General features: G+C 70.6%; 17 protein-coding genes. 8 read left to right on the top strand and 9 right to left on the bottom strand.

Annotated features, from left to right (window positions below; translation table 11 throughout):
* Window positions 1-66 precede the first annotated feature (66 nt).
* The 5 genes from ACLJQF_RS40070 to ACLJQF_RS40050 all read left to right on the top strand — a co-directional run bounded on the left by ACLJQF_RS40070 (window position 67) and on the right by ACLJQF_RS40050 (window position 4781).
* Window positions 67-1164 carry an LLM class flavin-dependent oxidoreductase gene (locus tag ACLJQF_RS40070; protein ID WP_410615518.1) on the top strand — a complete coding sequence of 366 codons (1098 nt, stop codon included), beginning with the start codon at window positions 67-69 and terminating at the stop codon, window positions 1162-1164.
* Window positions 1161-1748, top strand: a complete 588-nt coding sequence (locus tag ACLJQF_RS40065; protein WP_410615517.1) for an FMN reductase — start codon at window positions 1161-1163, stop codon at window positions 1746-1748. The genes ACLJQF_RS40070 and ACLJQF_RS40065 overlap by 4 nt, the downstream gene beginning before the upstream one ends.
* Window positions 1749-2285: 537 nt before the next feature.
* The gene (locus ACLJQF_RS40060) at window positions 2286-3710 is read left to right on the top strand and encodes a serine hydrolase domain-containing protein (RefSeq protein WP_410615516.1); all 1425 of its coding nucleotides are present in this window, start codon (window positions 2286-2288) and stop codon (window positions 3708-3710) included.
* Window positions 3677-4105 carry a PGPGW domain-containing protein gene (locus ACLJQF_RS40055; RefSeq protein WP_410615515.1) on the top strand — a complete coding sequence of 143 codons (429 nt, stop codon included), beginning with the start codon at window positions 3677-3679 and terminating at the stop codon, window positions 4103-4105. The genes ACLJQF_RS40060 and ACLJQF_RS40055 overlap by 34 nt, the downstream gene beginning before the upstream one ends.
* A gap of 10 nt (window positions 4106-4115) precedes the next feature.
* Complete coding sequence (locus ACLJQF_RS40050) at window positions 4116-4781, top strand: TetR family transcriptional regulator (protein WP_410615514.1); 666 nt, start codon at window positions 4116-4118, stop codon at window positions 4779-4781.
* Between the two features lie 12 nt (window positions 4782-4793).
* Here ACLJQF_RS40050 and ACLJQF_RS40045 read toward each other — a convergent pair whose 3' ends face one another.
* From ACLJQF_RS40045 to ACLJQF_RS40020, 6 genes are all read right to left on the bottom strand, one after another.
* Window positions 4794-5189, bottom strand: a complete 396-nt coding sequence (locus ACLJQF_RS40045) for a carboxymuconolactone decarboxylase family protein (RefSeq protein WP_410615513.1) — start codon at window positions 5187-5189, stop codon at window positions 4794-4796.
* A 110-nt stretch (window positions 5190-5299) separates the two neighbouring features.
* Window positions 5300-7759 (bottom strand): LamG-like jellyroll fold domain-containing protein, encoded by a 2460-nt coding sequence (locus tag ACLJQF_RS40040; RefSeq protein WP_410615512.1) that lies wholly within the window; start codon window positions 7757-7759, stop codon window positions 5300-5302.
* Between the two features lie 30 nt (window positions 7760-7789).
* A complete protein-coding gene (locus ACLJQF_RS40035) occupies window positions 7790-8758 on the bottom strand; it encodes an ABC transporter permease (protein ID WP_410615511.1) in 969 nt (322 codons plus the stop codon).
* Window positions 8755-9705 (bottom strand): ABC transporter permease, encoded by a 951-nt coding sequence (locus tag ACLJQF_RS40030; protein ID WP_410615510.1) that lies wholly within the window; start codon window positions 9703-9705, stop codon window positions 8755-8757. Before ACLJQF_RS40030 ends, ACLJQF_RS40035 begins: the two co-directional genes overlap by 4 nt.
* Complete coding sequence (locus tag ACLJQF_RS40025; protein WP_410615509.1) at window positions 9686-11251, bottom strand: sugar ABC transporter ATP-binding protein; 1566 nt, start codon at window positions 11249-11251, stop codon at window positions 9686-9688. The genes ACLJQF_RS40030 and ACLJQF_RS40025 overlap by 20 nt, the downstream gene beginning before the upstream one ends.
* Window positions 11248-12327: an ABC transporter substrate-binding protein gene (locus ACLJQF_RS40020; RefSeq protein WP_410615508.1), complete on the bottom strand. Its 1080-nt coding sequence runs from the start codon at window positions 12325-12327 to the stop codon at window positions 11248-11250. Before ACLJQF_RS40020 ends, ACLJQF_RS40025 begins: the two co-directional genes overlap by 4 nt.
* A gap of 154 nt (window positions 12328-12481) precedes the next feature.
* Between ACLJQF_RS40020 and ACLJQF_RS40015 the strand changes: the two genes are divergently transcribed.
* On the top strand, window positions 12482-13486 hold the full coding sequence (locus ACLJQF_RS40015) for a LacI family DNA-binding transcriptional regulator (protein ID WP_410615507.1): 1005 nt from the start codon (window positions 12482-12484) through the stop codon (window positions 13484-13486).
* A gap of 144 nt (window positions 13487-13630) precedes the next feature.
* Here ACLJQF_RS40015 and ACLJQF_RS40010 read toward each other — a convergent pair whose 3' ends face one another.
* The 3 genes from ACLJQF_RS40010 to ACLJQF_RS40000 form a co-directional block, all read right to left on the bottom strand.
* Entirely contained in the window at window positions 13631-14785 is a 1155-nt protein-coding gene (locus ACLJQF_RS40010; protein ID WP_410615506.1) for an AAA family ATPase, read from the bottom strand.
* A gap of 69 nt (window positions 14786-14854) precedes the next feature.
* The gene (locus ACLJQF_RS40005; RefSeq protein WP_410615505.1) at window positions 14855-15409 is read right to left on the bottom strand and encodes a snapalysin family zinc-dependent metalloprotease; all 555 of its coding nucleotides are present in this window, start codon (window positions 15407-15409) and stop codon (window positions 14855-14857) included.
* A gap of 114 nt (window positions 15410-15523) precedes the next feature.
* On the bottom strand, window positions 15524-16015 hold the full coding sequence (locus ACLJQF_RS40000) for a winged helix-turn-helix transcriptional regulator (RefSeq protein WP_410615504.1): 492 nt from the start codon (window positions 16013-16015) through the stop codon (window positions 15524-15526).
* A 100-nt stretch (window positions 16016-16115) separates the two neighbouring features.
* Here ACLJQF_RS40000 and ACLJQF_RS39995 point away from each other — a divergent pair, with 100 nt between their 5' ends.
* Complete coding sequence (locus tag ACLJQF_RS39995) at window positions 16116-16820, top strand: SDR family oxidoreductase (RefSeq protein ID WP_410615503.1); 705 nt, start codon at window positions 16116-16118, stop codon at window positions 16818-16820.
* 83 nt (window positions 16821-16903) lie between these two features.
* A complete protein-coding gene (locus tag ACLJQF_RS39990) occupies window positions 16904-17506 on the top strand; it encodes a TetR/AcrR family transcriptional regulator (RefSeq protein WP_410615502.1) in 603 nt (200 codons plus the stop codon).
* The last annotated feature ends 95 nt before the right edge of the window (window positions 17507-17601 follow it).

The following is a 17601-nucleotide window of genomic DNA, read 5'->3' as shown; positions in this document are numbered from 1 at the left end:
GGAATATCTCTTGCTTGGAAGTAGTTGAACGCGCATGTAAGATGGTGCTCGCGAAGGGAGCAGGTCATGCAGTTCGGAATCTTCACGGTGGGCGACGTCACGACCGATCCCACGAACGGAACCACCCCGACGGAGCACGAGCGGATCAAGGCGATGGTCCGCATCGCGCTCAAGGCGGAAGAGGTCGGCCTCGACGTCTTCGCGACCGGCGAGCACCACAACCCGCCGTTCGTCCCGTCGTCGCCCACGACGATGCTGGGCCACATCGCGGCGCAGACGTCCAACCTGATCCTGTCGACGTCGACGACCCTGATCACCACGAACGACCCGGTGAAGATCGCCGAGGACTTCGCGATGCTGCAGCACCTCGCCGACGGCCGCGTCGACCTGATGATGGGCCGCGGCAACACCGGCCCGGTCTACCCGTGGTTCGGCCAGGACATCCGCCAGGGCATCCCGCTTGCGATCGAGAACTACGCGCTGCTGCGCAAGCTGTGGCGCGAGGACGTCGTCGACTGGTCCGGCAAGTTCCGCACCCCGCTGCAGGGCTTCACGTCGACGCCCCGGCCCCTGGACGGCGTCCCGCCGTTCGTCTGGCACGGGTCCATCCGCAGCCCGGAGATCGCCGAGCAGGCGGCGTACTACGGCGACGGCTTCTTCGCCAACCACATCTTCTGGCCGAAGGAGCACTTCCAGCAGCTGATTTCGTTCTACCGCCAGCGCTTCGAGCACTACGGCCACGGATCGGCGGACCAGGCGATCGTCGGCCTCGGCGGGCAGGCGTTCATCCGGCCCAAGTCCCAGGACGCGCGGAACGAGTTCCGGCCGTACTTCGACAACGCGCCGGTGTACGGCCACGGCCCGTCCCTGGAGGAGTTCACGGAGCAGACGCCGCTGACGGTGGGCAGCCCGCAGGAGGTCATCGACAAGACGCTGACGTTCCGCGAGCACTTCGGCGACTACCAGCGCCAGCTGTTCCTGATGGACCACGCGGGCCTGCCGCTGAAGACGGTGCTGGAGCAGCTCGACCTGCTGGGCTCGGAGGTCGTTCCGGTGCTGCGCAAGGAACTGGACGCCATGCGCCCGGCCCACGTCCCGGACGCGCCGACGCACGCGTCGCTGAAGGCTGCGGCGTCGGTGGCTTCGGTGGAGGCGTCGGTATGAAACTCGCGGTGGTGACGGCGGGTCTGTCGGTTCCTTCGTCGACCCGCCTGCTGGCGGACCGCCTGGCCGCGGCAACGGTCGCCGCGGCCGGCTCGCCGGTCTCGGTGTCCGTGGTGGAGCTGCGGGACATCGCGCTGGACATCACGAAGAACCTGCTGACGGGCTTCCCGAGCCCCCAGCTGCGGTCGGCGATCGAGACGGTGACCGGCGCGGACGCGGTGATCGCGGTGACGCCGGTGTTCACGGCCGGGTACAGCGGGCTGTTCAAGTCGTTCTTCGACGTCCTGGACGCGGATTCGCTGGTGGGCAAGCCGGTCCTGCTCGCGGCCACGGGCGGGACGGAACGGCACTCCCTGGTGCTGGACTACCAGCTGCGGCCGTTGTTCGGGTACCTGAAGGCGGATCCGGTCGCGACGGGTGTGTACGCGGCTTCGTCCGACTGGGGCGGTGGCGAGGCTTCGGGGGCGCTGCAGCGGCGGATCGAGAAGGCGGGGGCCGAGCTGGCTTCGCTGGCCGAGGGGCGGGTTGCTGTGTCGAAGGAGCCGGATTTCGTTCCGTTCGAACAGCTGCTGGCGGCTGAGTGAGGCTGCCTCGAAGCTGGTGTCGCGCGTCGTGAGTTTGCGTCGTGGGCGCGATCCGGGCGAGTCATGCCGAGTGGGCCCGGATCGGGCCGGCGTGGCTGGTGGGCACGGCGGGAACGGCTCGCCTGGTCGAGCCGGTACCCCGGCGTTGGCGCACCTGCGAGGAACTCCGGTTGGCGATCGTGTCCTGACGGCCCGGACACGCCCACCGTTCCGTCGCCGGCCGCCCCAGCCGTGGGTGTGCTCGAACACGCGGCGGCCGCTGTGGTGCACCGATTCCAGGAGCGTGCTCAGGTACTCCGTGCTGGCCGGTGCGATGCGGAACGTCATCGGGTAGCCGGCCATCGGCATCTCGCCGGCTCCGGCCTGGTACCAGGCGAACAGGGGCTCGAGGCTGTCGTCGGGCCGTGCTGCGAACCCGTCCAGCGACATGCAAGGGACGCGGTCGTCGGCTCGTCAAGAAGAGGTGCCGAAAGTAGGGGGTGGTGCCCGTCGTCCGGCAGCCGCCGCCGGGGGTGGCCGCCGCCTAACTTCAGCGGCATGACCAGGCTCTTGCTTCTGCTGGCGGCCCTCCTGCTGGCCACCGCGACCCCCGCCGGCGCCGCCGCGGCCCGGGACGTCGACGGCTACGTCCGCACCTACCTCGACCACACCGGACTGCCGGGCGCGACGATCGCGATCACCCACGGCAACGACGTCGTCCGCGTCGCCGGCTACGGTCACGACGCCGCAGGCAACCCCCTGACCGCCTCGACGCGGCTGCCGATCGCGTCGCTGAGCAAGTCCATGACCGCCTTCGCCGTCCTGCAACTCGCCGAAAGGGGGCGGCTCGGGCTGGACGAGCCGGTGACGCGGTACCTCCCGGACTTCCGGCTCGCCGATCCCCGCGGTGCGAAGATCACCGTGCGGATGCTGCTGGACCAGACGTCCGGGATGGCCGACTCCGCCTTCCCCGACCTGAAGCTGCCGCAGCCGCACAGCCTCGCCGAGGCCGTCACCCGGCTGCAGGACGCGGAACTCGCCGACGAACCGGGCACGCGGTTCCACTACCACAACCCGAACTACGAAGTGGCCGCGCGGATCGTCGAGGTCGTCGCCGGCCGGCCCTTCGCGGACTACCTGGCCGGGCACGTCTTCCGGCCGCTGGGGATGACCGGCAGCACCTCCGTGGACGCGCCGCCGGCCGGGACCGAGGGGTACGTCCGGGCCTTCGGGATCGAGGTGCCGGTGTCCGAACCGGACTGGTTCACCGGCGGCAGCCACGGCGTGCTCAGCACCGCGGAGGACCTGGCGAAGTGGCTTCGAGCGCAGCAGGACGGCGGTGGGGTGGTCGCACCGGCGAGCGCCGCGCTGGCACACACGGCCGCGCCCGGACGCGACTACGCGCTGGGCTGGCGCGTCCGGGACGGCAGAGCGACCCACACCGGCGAACTGTTCACCCACACCGCGGCGCAGGTGCTGCTGCCCGGCGGGTACGGCATCGCCGTGCTCGCGAACACCGGGATGGCCCTGGACAACGACGCCGAACTGCTGGCACAGGGCCTCGCGAGCCTGCTCGGAGGTGGCGCGCCGGAGCTGGCTCTGCCCGCCGGGGTGATCGCGGACCGGGTGCTGGGTGCGTTGGCGCTGGTCGCGGTGGGCCTGGCGGTGCTCGGCGTGCGCCGGGCGCGGACGCGGCACTGGTGGCGGGTCGGGCCGCCGCTGCTGCCGCTCGTCCCGCTGGTGTTCCTGCCGGAGCTGCTCGGGTGGGTATTCGCCGGACGGCGGGGTACCTATGCCCAGGTGCTCTACGTCTGGCCGGGCCTCGTGGTCGTGCTCGGCGTGGTCGCGCTGGCGGGCCTGACCGTGGCCGCGGCCAGGGCACGGGTCCTCGTGAGTGGCACGCGGGGCCGCGACCAGGAAGAATCGGACCGGACGAGGGGAGACGCCCAGTGGGCATCGGCAAACAGACGAAGCGGATCCTGATCACGGTGGCGGGAGCCATCCTGCTGCTGGTCGGGGTGCTGCTGCTGGTCCTGCCCGGCCCGGGGCTGCTGCTCGTGCTCGCCGGGTTGCTGGTGCTGGCGTCGGAGTTCCCGGCGCTGGAGAAGTACGTCGACCCGGTGCGCGACCGCGCGATGAAGGCGGCCGAGGACAGTGTGTCGTCGCCGGTGCGGATCGCCGGGTCGGTGCTGGCCGGGCTGGCGCTGCTGGCGGCGGGGATCGTCTGGGGCACGGTGAAGTCGCTGCCGTTCAGCGGCTGGAGCACCGGGTCGAGCCTGATCCTGTCGTCGGTGATCCTGTTCGCGCTGCTGGGCTGGAGCTACCACCGGGTCAAGTCGCGCCGCGAGACCGGGGCCAAGGCGTCGACCGACCGGTAGCCTCGGCGGCATGAGCGCCGGATTCCAGCGCGCCCGCCGTCCCGAGCAGGTCGAGGCGCGGCGGCGGGCGATCCTCGCCGCCGCGAGGGAGCTGCTCGCCGAGCGTCCGGTCGCCGAGATCAGCCTGCGGGAGCTCAGCTGCCGGGTCGGGCTGGCGAAGTCCAACGTGATCCGGTACTTCGACAGCCGCGAGGCGATCTTCCTGGAGGTCCTCGACAGCGCGTGGACGGCGTGGCTCGACGAGCTGGCGTTCGGGGAGCTGCCGGGCCGGCCCTTCGCGCGCGAGGAGCGGATCGCCGGGACGATCGCGGCGACGCTCGCCAAGCGGCGCCTGCTGTGCGAGCTGATCAGCGCGATGGCCCCGGTGCTGGAGCGCAACATCTCCCTGGACTTCGCCCGTGGCTTCAAGCAGCGCGCGGCCGCGAACCTCGACCGGCTGGCGTCGCTGGTGCGCGCCGCCGTCCCGGAACTGTCGGCGGACGCGGCCGGGATGTTCGCCCGGGCCGTCGTGGTCGTCGTGTCGGGGGCGTGGCCCCACGCGAATCCGACCGAGGCGGTGGCGCTCGCGACGGCCGAGGCCGGCGGTGCGCCGGGGTTCGAGGCGGTGGTGGCGGAGAACCTCACGAACCTGCTGGCCGGTCTCGTCGCGCGAGGGCGGCCAAGTCCTCCTCGATGACCTCGCGCAGCGTCATGCGCTCGTCACCGGCAACAGCCCCCTCTCGGCGAAGACCTTCTTGGCCGTGAAGGTCGCGTTCAGGGCCTTCGGGAATCCACAGTAGACCGCCGAGTGCAAGAGCGCCTCGACGATCTCCGCGGGCGTCAGCCCGACGTTGAGGGACGCGTTGACGTGCACCTCCAGCTGCGGCTCGCAACCGCCGAGCGCGGTGAGCATGCCGAGCGTCACCAGCTGGCGGTCACGCGGTGCGAGCCCCGGCCGCGCGTAGACCTCGCCGAACCCCCACGACACCACGGCTTCCGCCAGCGCGGGGGAGACGTCGGCGAGGTTGTCGAGCACGCGCTGCCCGCTCTCGCCGTCGATGGCGGTCAGGGTCTTCAGGCCGAGTTCGAAGCGCTCGTCGGTCATGGCGGGTTCCTTTCCCCAGTACGTCGTTGCTCCACCGACGCTAGGGGCTGGAGCACGCTCCAGGTCCAGCGTGACGGCCACCACAGCGGGTGGCCGTCACGCCGGGTTCGTCACTTCCCGCTGGAATACAACGCGCTCACGTCCGCGTCGGACAGCGCCCGGTCGTAGACGTGCACCTGGTCGACCGCGCCGTTGAGGTAGTCGACCGGGTTGCCGCCGTACTTGCCGCGGCCGATCACCGTGTTGCCCGTCGAGGCGTCGCCGAGGCAGACGCTCTTCGTCGCGGCCAACTGCCCGTCGACGTACAGCTTCAGCGTGCCCGAAGCCGCGTCGCGGACGCCGGCCACGTGGTACCAGCGGTTCGCCTCCGGGGCCGTGGGCGCCAGGGCCCGCGTGCCGACGAAGCTCATCGCCAGCCGGTGGTCCTGACCGGAGTACTGCAGGAAGAACGCGCTGTTGCTCGGGCCATCCTGGCTGACGATCGTCTGGAAGCCGTCACCCACGGCGGAGAACTTCACCCACGCCGCCGCGCTGTAGCTGCCTTCGGTGTTCACCAGCGCCGCGCCGGTGTCGGCGAACTGGCCGGAACCGTTGACCGCCAAGGCCGAACCGGTCTTGCCCGCCGTCCAGGACGCGCCGCCGACGAGCGTGGCGTCGTGGCTGCCGACGACGTCCTCGGCCACCGTGCCCACGTTCTCGTCGAACGGGTACGCGGCGATGCCGTCGATCCCGGGTGTTCCGGCGGGCACCGAAGGCCCGGCCACCGGCGCGCCGGTGGCACCCTTGATCACCGCGAGGTTCGCCGCGCGGACCGCCGCGAAGTCCATCTTCTTCACCTGCCGGTCGTAGGTGAAGAAGCCGTTGACCTCCTTCTCGACGTCGGTGGTCTGCGTGTAGACACCCGCGGACACCCCGCACCGCTGGGCGACCAGCAGCAGGCGCTGCTGGAGCTCGCCGTAGCGCCGGGTGAGCGTCGCGCTGTCGGGCTCCATCTCGTAGGCGAAGCTGCCCGCCGCGTCGAACTCGTGGCCGGCGACCTTGAGGCCGAGGCCGCCGTACTCGCCGTCGACCGCCGCGCGCGTCCCGGTCTGCATCGGCGTGCCCGGCCCGGTGTAGGTGTGGTCGTCGTAGATGTCCCCGCGACCGCTGTCCGGTTCGGACCGGCAGCAGTTGACGCCGGACTCGGCGTTGACCAACCGCGTCGGGTCCCAGGACTTGACCAGATCGGCGATGCGGCCGACTTCGTAGTCGCCCCAGCCCTCGTTGAACGGCACCCAGCTGACGATCGACGGGAAGCTGCGGTGCTGGTCGATCATCCGCTTCATCTCGGACTCGAAGGTGACGCGCGAGGCGGCGGACGGCTCGACGTCGTCCTTCATCGCCGGCATGTCCTGCCACACCAGCAACCCGAGCTTGTCAGCGTGGTAGTACCAGCGGTCCGGCTCGACCTTGATGTGCTTGCGCACCATGTTGAAGCCGAGCGCCTTCTCCTGCTCCAGGTCGAACTTCAGCGCCGCGTCGGTCGGCGCGGTGTAGATGCCGTCCGGCCAGAAGCCCTGGTCGAGCGGGCCGACCTGCATCACGAACTTGCCGTTGAGCAGCATCCGCTGCTTGCCGTCGGCGGTCTTGCCGAGGCCGATGGTGCGCAGCCCGAAGTACGAGCCGACCTCGTCGCCCGACGGGACGAGCTTCACCCGCAGGTCGTAGAGGAACGGGTCGTCCGGCGACCACAGGTGCGGCCGGTCCACCTTGAGCTTCAACGGCTTGTTCGCGTCGCCGGACACCCGCCCGACCGGACGGCCGCGGTCGTAGGCGACGGCTTCGACGCGCTGCTTCACCGGCCCGCCGACGACCGCGTTCACCGTCACGGAACCGAGGTCCGGCGTGACGTCCAGGCGGTCGATGCGCGCGGCCGCCACCGGCTCCATCCACACGGTCTGCCAGATGCCCGACGACGGTGTGTAGAAGATGCCGTCGCCGGGTTTGCGCTGCTTGCCGAGCGGCTGCCCACCGGCGTCGTTCGGGTCCGCGACGCCGACGATCAGCTCCTGGTCGCGGGCGGTGGTCAGGGCGTCGGTGACGTCGACGGAGAACGCGTCGTAGCCACCGGTGTGGCGGCTGACGGTCTTGCCGTTGACGATCACCGTGGTGTCGTAGTCGACGGCCTGGAAGTGCAGCAGGATCCGCTGTCCCCGCCAGTCGCGCGGCAGCTGGAACGTCCGCCGGTACCACATGTTCGTCTCGTGGCGCATGATCCCGGACAGCGCGGATTCGACCGGGTACGGCACGAGGATGCGCTCTCCCAGCGAGCGGCCGATCGGGGCGGCCTCACCGGGTTTGGCCGAGGAGAACTCCCAGACGCCGTTGAGGTTCTGCCACTTCGAGCGGGTCAGCTGCGGTCTCGGGTAGTCGGGCAGGGCGTTGGTGGGGGACACGTCGTTCGTCCACGGCGTGGACAGCGGCGGGGCGAGCCGTTGCCACTGCGGTGGGGGCTCGGCGTGCGCGGCGGGGACCGCGAGTCCGGTGAGGGCCAGTGCCAGTACGGCGGCCAGTCGGGCGGGGCGGAACATCGGTGAACCTCCTGGGTGGGGGATGAGGGTTCAGCGGGTACGGGAGCGCGCGAGCAGGCGCTGGATCACCACGACGACGAGCAGGAAGCCCCCGCTCACGACGGTCTGGTAGTTGGAGTCGAGGGTGCCGATCTGGTTGATGACGTTCTGGATGAGCGTGCGCAGCAGCACGCCGACGAGCGTGCCGATGATCGTCCCGGCGCCGCCGGTGAGCAGCGTGCCGCCGATGACGACGACGGAGATCGCGTCGAGCTCGGTGCCGACGCCGATCACCGTGACGCCGGACTGCAGGTAGGCGGCGGTGAGGATGCCCGCGACGCCGGCGAGCGCGCCGCTGAGCGTGTAGAGGCCGATCTTGGTGCGGGCCACCGGCAGGCCCATCAGCAGCGCCGACTGCTCGGCACCGCCGATGGCGAACACGGACTGGCCGAAGCGCGTCCGGCGCAGCAGCAACCCGCCGAGCGCGAAGAGGATCAAGGTCAGGTAGACCGGGACGCCGATGCCGAAGATCGTGCCCTGCCCGAGCCAGAGGAACGCCGAGCCCGGGTCCACTTTGTACGTCGTCGCGCCTTCGGAGGTCAGGGCCAGCAGGAGTCCCCTGGCGAACAGCAGCGACGCCAGCGTGACGATGAACGGGGCCATCCCGGTGCGGGCGATGAGCAGGCCGTTGACGAACCCGATCAGCGAGCACACCGCCAGCGGCAGCAGGATCGCCACGATCAGGCCGTACTGCGCGCCGTACGCGGCGAGGACGCCGCCGAGCGCGTAGTTCGAGCCGACCGAGAGGTCGATGCCGCCGGAGATGATCACGAAGGTCATGCCGAGCGCGATCACGGCGAGGAACGATCCCTGCAGCACCAGGTTGCGCAGGTTGTCCGCGGTGCCGAAGTGCGGGAACGCGAACCACGCCGCGGCGATGCCGAGGACGAGCACGACGGCCGCGCCCTGGCGCTGCAGGACGCCGGCGAAGGCGGCATTGCGGTCCGCGGTCTGGGTCATTTGCTGCTCCGCTCGCGGGCGACGTAGACCGCGACGACGATGATGGCCGCCTGGACCATCTGCGCGGTCGAGTCCGGCAGGTTGTGCTTGATCAGGGTGGCCTGGACGAGCTGCATGAGCAGCGCGCCGAACACGGTGCCGAGGACGCGGACCCGGCCGCCGGTGAGCGGCGTACCGCCGACGACGACCGCGGTGATCGCGGACAGCTCCATGAGCAGGCCGACGTCGCTGGGGTCGCTGGCGCCCAGCCGCGAGGTCGCCAGCACGCCGGCGATCGCCGCCAGCGCTCCGGAGACCACGTAGACGCTGATGAGCACGCGTTTCACCGGCAACCCGGCCAGGGTGCTCGCGGCGCGGTTGCCGCCGATGGCGACCAGGTGCCGCCCGAACGTCGTGCGCTGCACGACCAGCCCGGCCAGCACCGCGAGCACGCCCGCGACGATCACCATGATCGGGACGCCGAGGACGTCACCGGTGCCGAGGGCGAGGAAGTCGTGGTTGTGCAGCTGGACGAGCTGGCCGTGCGCGATGACCAGGGCGAGCCCGCGGCCGCCGACCAGCAGCGCCAGGGTGGCGATGATCGGCTGGATGCCCAGGTAGGCCACCAGGTAGCCGCTGAACAGACCCGAGACGACCCCGGCGATGACGGCCACGACGACCGCCGTCAGCGGTCCCGCGCCCAGGTAGAGCGGGATGAGCGCGGCGGCGATCGACATCACCGAGCCGACCGACAGGTCGATGCCCTCGGTGCCGATCACCAGCGCCATGCCGAGCGCGACGATGCAGACCGGCGCCGCCTGCACCAGCTGGGTGCGGAAGTTGGCCGCCGACAGGAAGTTCTCGGTGAACCCGAGGTTGAACAGCAGCAGCACGACGACGGCCAGGTAGACGCCGTAGTTCTGCAGCCACGCGGTGACCTTCGCGCGCTCAAGAGTGGCGGTCGACATCGTTGTCACCCCCGGTGCTTTCCGCCGCGATGGCCGTCAGGACGTTCTCCTCGGTGATGCGGTCGCCGGTCAGCTCGCCGGCGACCGAGCCGTCGCGCAGGACGACCACGCGGTCGGAGCCGTCGATCAGTTCCTCCAGTTCGGACGAGATGAGCAGCACGCCGAGCCCTTCTCGCGCGAGTTCGTCGATCAGCGCCTGGACCTCGGCCTTCGCGCCGACGTCGATACCGCGGGTGGGCTCGTCGAGCAGCAGGATCTTCGGGCCGGTGGCGAGCCAGCGGGCGAGCAGCACCTTCTGCTGGTTGCCGCCGGAGAGCTCCGAGACCTTCTGTTCCGGACTGGCCGCCTTGATCCGCAGGCGCTCCATGAAGACCTTGACGATCCGGTCCTGCTTGGCCTTGCTGACCAGGCCGAACGGCGACAGCGTCGGCAGCGCGGCGAGCACGATGTTCTCCCGGACCGAGAGGTTCGGGATGATGCCGTCGGTCTTGCGGTCCTCGGCCAGCAGCGCGATCCCGGCCCGCATGGCCGCCTTGATCTTGCCGCGTTTGAGTGGTTTGCCCGCCAGCAGCACCGCACCACCATCCAGGGGGAACGCGCCGACGATGGCCCGGGCCGTCTCGCTGCGGCCGGAGCCGAGCAGCCCGGCCAGGCCGACGACCTCGCCGGGCCGGATGCTGACCGAGACGTCGTGCAGCTTCCGCATGCCGCTGAGGTTCTCGGCCTTGAGCAGCGGCTCGCGCTCGACGTCGTGCTCCTCGCCGAACGCCGTGACGCCCTCTTCGCGGATCTGGCGGATTTCGCGGCCGAGCATCATCGACACGAGCTCGATGCGTGGCACCGGCTTCAGCGGTCCACTGTGGACGACCCGGCCGTCGCGCAGGACGGTGACGCTGTCGCACACCCGGTACAGCTCGTCCATCCGGTGGCTGACGTAGACGATCGCGATGCCTTCGGCGTGCAGCCGGTTCAGCACCTCGAACAGCGTCTCGACCTCGCGCGGCTCGAGTGACGACGTCGGCTCGTCCATGATGACGACCTTGGCGTCGGTCGAGACCGCGCGGGCGAGGGCGACCATCTGCTGCGCGCCGACACCGAGGGTGTGCAGCGGGCGCTTGACGTCGTCGTGGATGCCGTAGCCCTTGAGCAGCTCGCGGGCGTCGGCGTACATCTTTCCCCAGTCGACCAGTCCCGTGCGGGTGCGCGGCTCGCGGCCGAGGAAGACGTTGCCGGCGATGCTCATCAGCGGAACGAGGTTGACCTCCTGGTAGATGGTGGAGATCCCGGCGCGCTGCGCGTCGATCGGCCGCTTGAACGTCACCGGTTCGCCGAGGTGGCGCACCTCGCCCTCGTCGGGCTGGTGGACGCCGGTGAGCACCTTGATCAGGGTGGACTTGCCGGCGCCGTTCTCGCCGACCAGCGCGTGCACCTCGCCCGGCGCCAGCGCGAAGCTGACGTCGTCGAGCGCGAGGGTGCCGGGGAACCGCTTGGTCACCCCGGTCACCTCGAGCACCGGTGCGGTCCGCACTTCGGTGGTGGCCGTCATTGGTAGGAGTTCCCGACCTTCTGCGCGGCGTTGGTCTCGTCGTACTGGTCGTCGGTGATGACGATGCTCGCCGGGATCGGCTCGCCGTTCCCGAACTTCTGCAGCGTCTGGAACGCCAGCGGCCCGAAGCGCGGGTTGGACTCGATCACGGCGTTGTAGCTGCCGTCGACGATGAGCTGGACGGCGTTGCGGGTGCCGTCGATGGAGACGATCTTGACGTCCTTGCCCGGTGTCTTGCCTGCCGTCTTGAGCGCGTTGACCGCGCCGACGCCCATCTCGTCGTTCTCGGCGTAGACGGCGGTGATGTCGGGGTGGCTCTGGATGAGCTGCTCCATCACGGCCTGGCCCTTGGACCGGTCGAACTCGCCGGTCTGCTCGGCGACCACGGACAGGCCCGGTGTCTTCGCGAGCTCGTCCTTGAAGCCCTTGGTGCGGTCGGTCGTCACGTTGTTGCCGGACGAGCCGAGCAGGATCGCGACCTTGCCGGTGCCGCCGGTGACCCGCGCGGTCTCCTGGGCGGCGCGCTTGCCCTGCTCGACGAAGTTGGAGCCGATGAAGGTCAGGTAGTCGCTGCAGGGCTGCGACGTCACCTTGCGGTCGATGGTGACGACCGGGACCTTCTTGGCCTTCGCCGCGTCGAGGGCGGGCTGGAGGCCGTCGGAGTTCAGCGGTGCGACGATCAGCAGCTGCGCGCCGCGGTCGAGCATCGACTTGATGTCGCTGATCTGCCGGTTCAGGTCGCTCTGGGCGTTGGTGACCAGCAGCTTGTCCTTCGCGATGCCGAGCTTCGCGGCTTCGTCGCGGATGGACTGCGTCTCGGTGATCCGGAAGGGGTTGGCCTCCTTTTCGGACTGGGAGAACCCGACCACGGCGGTCTTCAGGTCGACCTTGGGGTAACCGGTCTTCTGCAGCGTGCAGCCGTCGGCGGACGGCGCGGCGGACTGGGCGCTGGCGGCCGGCCCGCCGCCGCTGGCGGGTGCGGCGGGCGTTTCTTCCCGGGCGGTGCAGGAGGTGAGGGTCAGCGCGGCGGCGGCCGCGGTGACCAGGACCAGTCGGGGACGGGAGGACAAGAGCACGGCGACTCCTCGGGCAGCGTCGTTGGTGGCCCGCTCGCCGAGGTGATCGGGGTCACCGCGGGAGCCTTGAGGTACTTTTTACATCGTTGGAACAACGTTGTAAACCGGCAGCCGCTCGCTACACTTCGTGCTCACTCTCTGAAGGGACCCGCTCGTGACCGTGACGCTCAAGGACGTCGCCATGCTCGCCGGAGTGTCGGTGAAGACGGTGTCGAACGTCGTGAACGGCTACGCCTTCGTCAAGCCGGAGAACCGGCGGCGCGTCGAGGAAGCCCTGGCGGCGACCGGGTACCGGCCGAACGTCGGGGCCCGCAACCTCCGCCGCGGCCGGACCGGCTTCCTGGCGCTGATGGTGCCGGAGCTGTCGATCCCGTACTTCGGCGAGCTGGCCGGCCTGGTCATCACGGCGGCCCAGCAGCGCGGCTGGAGCGTCCTGATCGAACAGACGCAGGGGACGCGGTCGCGGGAGCGGGAGACGCTCTCGTCCCTCGGGCCGCACCTGGTCGACGGGGCCCTGGTGCACCCGGAAGCACTGGAGGCGGCGGACTTCCCGGCCGATCCGGGCGGGATCCCGCTGGTCATGCTGGGCGAGCACGCGGTGGACGTGCCGATCGACCACGTCGCGATCGACAACGTCCTGGCGGCGCACACAGCGGTGTCGCACCTGGCCTCGCTGGGCCGCACGCGCATCGCGGCGATCGGGCGCAACCCGGCGCGCGGGACGTCGTCGCAGCGCCTGGCCGGGTACCGTTCGGCACTGTCCGAGGCTGGTTTGTCCTTTTCGGACACTTTGGTGGCCCCGGCGGAGAAGTGGCACCGGTCGGTCGGCTCGGCGGCGATGAAGTCGTTGCTGGCCCTGCCTTCGCCGCCGGACGCGGTGTTCTGCTTCAACGACCTGCTGGCGATCGGCGCGCTGCGCGCGGTAGCCGAGCTGGGCCTGCGGGTGCCCGAAGACGTGGCGATCGTGGGTTTCGACAACAACGAAGAGAGCGCATTCTCACTCCCGTCGCTGACGACGATCGCGCCGGACAAGACGGCGCTGGCCGAGGCGGCGGTGGACCTCGTGCACCGGCGGATCACCGGCGACAAGACGTCCCCGCCGCAGGACATCCAGACCCCGTTCGGCCTGGAGATCCGCGAAAGCACCGGCGGCCGCTGACCGAACCGGACGACACGCGTATCCCAGGGGACGACACGCGTACCTGGATGGACGACACGGGATCCGGGGGCGCGTTCGTCGTGTCGTCCGCGCAGGTACGCGTGTCGTCCGGCGGTGTACGCGTGTCGTCCGGTTCGGTACGGGTCAGCGGGACGGCCAGTGCCAGGAAGGCCGGTCCAGGCGGCCCTGGCCGGCCACCTTCGTCTCGCCGTGCTCCTTCTCCAGCTCCACCGTGCCCACCTCGGTCACTTCCGCGAGGGCGCGGACCAGGGGCCGGGCGTGGGACACCACCACCAGCTGGGTCTCCTTCGCCGCCGTCGCGATCAGGGCCGCCAGCGCCGGGAGGAGGTCGGGGTGGAGGCTGGTCTCCGGCTCGTTCAGCACCAGCAGCTCCGGTGGGCGCGGGGTCAGCAGCGCCGCCACCCACAGCAGGAACCGCAGCGTCCCGTCCGAAAGCTCCGCCGCGGACAGCGGCCGCAGCAGGCCGTGCTGGCGCAGCTGGACCGAGAGCAGGCTGTCCTGGGAGCGCACCTCCAAGGTCGAGCCCGGGAACGCCGCGTCGAGCACTTCCTCGAGCTCCGAAGCCCGGCCCACCTCGATGATCGTCTGCAGTGCCGCCGCCAGGTCGGCGCCGTCGTGGGACAGCACCGGTGTGCGGGTGCCGATGCGGGACTGGCGGGCCGGGGCGTCGGCGTCCGTGCGGAAGTGGTCGTAGAACCGCCATGACCGGATGCGTTCGCGCAGCACCAGCAGTTCCGGGCACGCCCGCGGATCCGCGAACTCGCTCAGCATGCTGTCCGTCGACCGGATCTTGAACCGCTCGTCACCCCACGCCCCGGAGGCGACGCGGGTGCGCACCGTCGGGCCCGCCCGGTCCGCCAGCAGCGCCGCCGGCCGCAGGACCGGCCCCGACCACACCGCTTCCCGCTTGAACTCCGGGTCGAGGTTGAACAGCGTCGCGGCCGGCACCGGCAGCCCGAGGTCGAGCGCGTAGCCGAACTCGCCGCCCGCGAAGCCGAGCCGCAGCCCGACGGCTTTCGTGTGCACCTTGCCCTGAACCCGCGTGGTGCCCCGTCGCACGCCGTTCTCCGGGCCGGCCCAGAGCGTCGACGGCAGCCCGCCTTCGCGGGCCAGTGCCGCCACGGCGCCGTTGCGGGACGCGTCCGCCAGCAGCCGCAGTGCCCGGTAGAGGCTCGACTTGCCGCTGCCGTTCGGTCCGGTGACGACGGTCAGCCCGGACAGTGGCAGCACCAGGTCACGCAGTGAGCGGTAGTTCGCGACGGCCAGCGTGGTGAGCATGCCCCGAACCTAGCCCGCCGCGGGTTCGCCCGGTGTTTGCCCGGTCGGGGTTCGGGGCATGCTGCCTTGTTACTTGACCGGCATCGTCACTTCGTAGAGGCGGGTTGCGGCCTTGCGGGCGCCGGTGAAGCCGTTGGCCCACAGGGACTGCACCTTCGACGACTCGGTGGCGTTCGGGTTCGCGTTGGTGCAGGACGGGCCGGGGCCGCCGCCGGACATCAGCTCCGAGCACGGGCCTTCGTAGTGGTCCGGCAGGCCGAGCGCGTGCCCGGTTTCGTGGGCCGCGATGCGGGTCTGGTCGTACTGACCGGCCTGGGCGTAGTCGATGAAGATCGTGCCGCTGCCGTGGCCGTCGGTCTGGGCGTACGAACCGCGCGGGTCGTTGCCCTCGGTGTAGTGCAGCGACGCACCCGAAGAGCTTTCCTGGAGCTTGACGTTCGACACCGCCGCGTTCCAGTTGGCCGCGCCCGCGTTGATCACCGCGCGGAAGCTGGGGGCGTCCGAGGTGTCGTAGTAGACGATCGTGGCCGCTTCGGGGGCCGCGAAGGCCGGGCCGGCCGTCAGCGGGGTCGCGATCATCGCCAGAGCGACGGCGGCTCCGGGCAGCAGGTACTTCCTGGACATCGGGACGACTCCTTGCCGTGGGGAATTTGCCAGGTCTGCGCGCGCTGGGTGTAGAACTTACGGAATCGCCCGGCGTTTGTGACCCGACTTTCGTACGGCTTGGGGCCGTTCGGCTCAGCTGACCGGCTCGGCCAGGGGGATTTCGCCTTCGCCGAGCCAGGAGCCGCGCCACGCCAGATCGCCTCTGGCCAGGTTTTTCCCGCAGGCGTCGCACTTCGCGCCCGGCCGCGTGGGCTGCCCGCAGCGGGAGTGGATCAGCGTCATCGGACCGGGTGGGTGCTCCGACGACGCGTGGGCGTCGCCCCAGGCGCCGAGGGCGTGCAGCACCGGCAGTGCGTCCGAGCCGGCCTGGGTGAGGCGGTACTCGTGCCGGGTGCGGCCGCCGTCGCGGTAGGGGAGCTTCGTCAGCAGACCGCGGTCGACGAGCTTGGCCAGCCGGGTGGTCAGCACGTTGTCGGCGATGCCGAGCTGGGCGCGGAAGTCCTCGAACCGGGTGGTGCCCGCGGTGGCGTTGCGCAGGATCAGCAACGTCCACGGTTCGCCGAGGACGTCGGCGGCGCGGGCGATCGGACAGGCGGCGTCCGCCCAGGTGATGCGACGGCTCATGTGTGATCCCTTCGACCTGACTTGCTGGGAGCAAGTTTACGCCGTAGGGTCGGTGGCAGCTAGCTTGCAACGAGCAAGCCAGGTGCGAGAGGAGTTCGTCATGGACATCACGGGTGCGGTGGCGCTGGTCACCGGAGCGAACCGGGGACTTGGCCGTCGGTTCGCGGCGGCGCTGCTCGAGCGCGGCGCGGCCAAGGTCTATGCGGCCGCGCGGAATCCCGAGTCGATCGACCTGCCGGGCGTGATCCCGCTGCGGCTGGATGTGACCGACCCGGAGTCGATCCGGGAAGCCGCTGCCGTTGCGAGCGACGTCACGCTGCTGGTGAACAACGCCGGTTCGTCCACCGGGGCGTCGCTGCTCGGTGGGTCCATCGAGGACATCCGGCTGGAGATGGACACGCACTACTTCGGCACCCTCTCCGTGACGCGCGAGTTCGCGCCGGTCCTCGAGCGCAACGGCGGCGGCGCGGTGCTCAACGTGCTGTCGGTGCTTTCCTGGTTCACCGCACCGCAGGTCGCGGCCTACTCCGCGGCGAAGTCCGCGGCCTGGTCACTGACCAACGCGCTGCGCCTGGAACTGGCTCCGCAGAAGACGCAGGTGACGGCGCTGCACGTCGGGTACATGGACACCGACATGGCCAAGGACGTCGACGGCCCGAAGATCGACCCGGCGGTCGTGGCGGGACTGGCGCTGGACGGCGTCGAGGAAGGCCGCTTCGAGGTGCTCGCCGACGACCTCAGCCGGAACGTGCGGGCCGGGCTCGCCGGTGACCTCCCCGGGCTGTACCCCGCGCTGGTTTCCTGAAAGGCGTTTTCCGGACCCCGGAATACGGCGGTGCCCGCCGCGGGCGTATGAATAGGCGGGTGGCGGAACGCGTCGAAGCGGGAATGGGCCGAACGAGAAACCGCTGGGGCGAAGGGGAACGGTTGCGCGGCGAGATCCTGGCCGCGGCCGGCCGGTTGCTCGCCGAGCTCGGCGGCGAGGACGGGCTGACGATCCGCGGCGTCGCCCGCGCGGTCGGCATCGCCCCGGCGAGCATCTATCAGCATTTCGCCGATCGTGCGGAATTGGTCCGCGGATTACTCGATCACGAATACGTCCGGCTGCGGGATTCGATGCGCGCAGCGGAGGAGTCACTCGGCGAAACCGACGTCGTCGGCCGCGTCCGGGCGCAGATTCACGCTTACTGCGCGTTCGCCATGGAGAATCCGGGCCACTACCGCCTGATGCTGGCGAACGGCGCGTCGCGGCCGGACCCGGACGCCCGCGCGGAGGGCCCGCTGCTGGACGTGATCGACCGGCTGGCCGCGGGCTTCGAGCGCTGCGTCGAGGCGGGCCATCCCTTGCGGGTGACGCCGGGCCGCGCGGCGGCGGTGGTGTTCGTGGGCGCCCACGGGCGGGTGGCGTTGTTCCACAGCGTGCTCCACCGGACCGGCGCGGAGCTGGTGGAACCGTTCGTGGACGAGCTGGTGTCGCTGGTGTTCGCGTGATCGGCTTCCGCACGAGGACGCAGGTGGTTTCGTAGCGCCCCAAGGCGGCCTTGGTTGCGTCTAGCGCACCGAAGGCGGCCTTCGGTGCGCGTGAC

Source organism: Amycolatopsis sp. lyj-109, from assembly GCF_046548995.1.
In the GTDB taxonomy this organism is placed as follows: domain Bacteria; phylum Actinomycetota; class Actinomycetes; order Mycobacteriales; family Pseudonocardiaceae; genus Amycolatopsis.
This window is presented reverse-complemented; position numbering and strand designations above follow the sequence as displayed.

Excerpts from the sequence above, each read along its gene's own strand:
- ACLJQF_RS40035 (WP_410615511.1), bottom strand. The coding sequence starts at position 8,758 with ATGACCCAGACCGCGGACCGCAATGCCGCCTTCGCCGGCGTCCTGCAG.
- ACLJQF_RS40005 (WP_410615505.1), bottom strand. The coding sequence starts at position 15,409 with ATGTCCAGGAAGTACCTGCTGCCCGGAGCCGCCGTCGCTCTGGCGATG.
- ACLJQF_RS40060 (WP_410615516.1), top strand. The coding sequence starts at position 2,286 with ATGACCAGGCTCTTGCTTCTGCTGGCGGCCCTCCTGCTGGCCACCGCG.
- ACLJQF_RS40030 (WP_410615510.1), bottom strand. The coding sequence starts at position 9,705 with ATGTCGACCGCCACTCTTGAGCGCGCGAAGGTCACCGCGTGGCTGCAG.
- ACLJQF_RS40050 (WP_410615514.1), top strand. The coding sequence starts at position 4,116 with ATGAGCGCCGGATTCCAGCGCGCCCGCCGTCCCGAGCAGGTCGAGGCG.
- ACLJQF_RS40045 (WP_410615513.1), bottom strand. The coding sequence starts at position 5,189 with ATGACCGACGAGCGCTTCGAACTCGGCCTGAAGACCCTGACCGCCATC.
- ACLJQF_RS39995 (WP_410615503.1), top strand. The coding sequence starts at position 16,116 with ATGGACATCACGGGTGCGGTGGCGCTGGTCACCGGAGCGAACCGGGGA.
- ACLJQF_RS39990 (WP_410615502.1), top strand. The coding sequence starts at position 16,904 with ATGGGCCGAACGAGAAACCGCTGGGGCGAAGGGGAACGGTTGCGCGGC.
- ACLJQF_RS40065 (WP_410615517.1), top strand. The coding sequence starts at position 1,161 with ATGAAACTCGCGGTGGTGACGGCGGGTCTGTCGGTTCCTTCGTCGACC.
- ACLJQF_RS40000 (WP_410615504.1), bottom strand. The coding sequence starts at position 16,015 with ATGAGCCGTCGCATCACCTGGGCGGACGCCGCCTGTCCGATCGCCCGC.
- ACLJQF_RS40070 (WP_410615518.1), top strand. The coding sequence starts at position 67 with ATGCAGTTCGGAATCTTCACGGTGGGCGACGTCACGACCGATCCCACG.
- ACLJQF_RS40040 (WP_410615512.1), bottom strand. The coding sequence starts at position 7,759 with ATGTTCCGCCCCGCCCGACTGGCCGCCGTACTGGCACTGGCCCTCACC.
- ACLJQF_RS40025 (WP_410615509.1), bottom strand. The coding sequence starts at position 11,251 with ATGACGGCCACCACCGAAGTGCGGACCGCACCGGTGCTCGAGGTGACC.
- ACLJQF_RS40010 (WP_410615506.1), bottom strand. The coding sequence starts at position 14,785 with ATGCTCACCACGCTGGCCGTCGCGAACTACCGCTCACTGCGTGACCTG.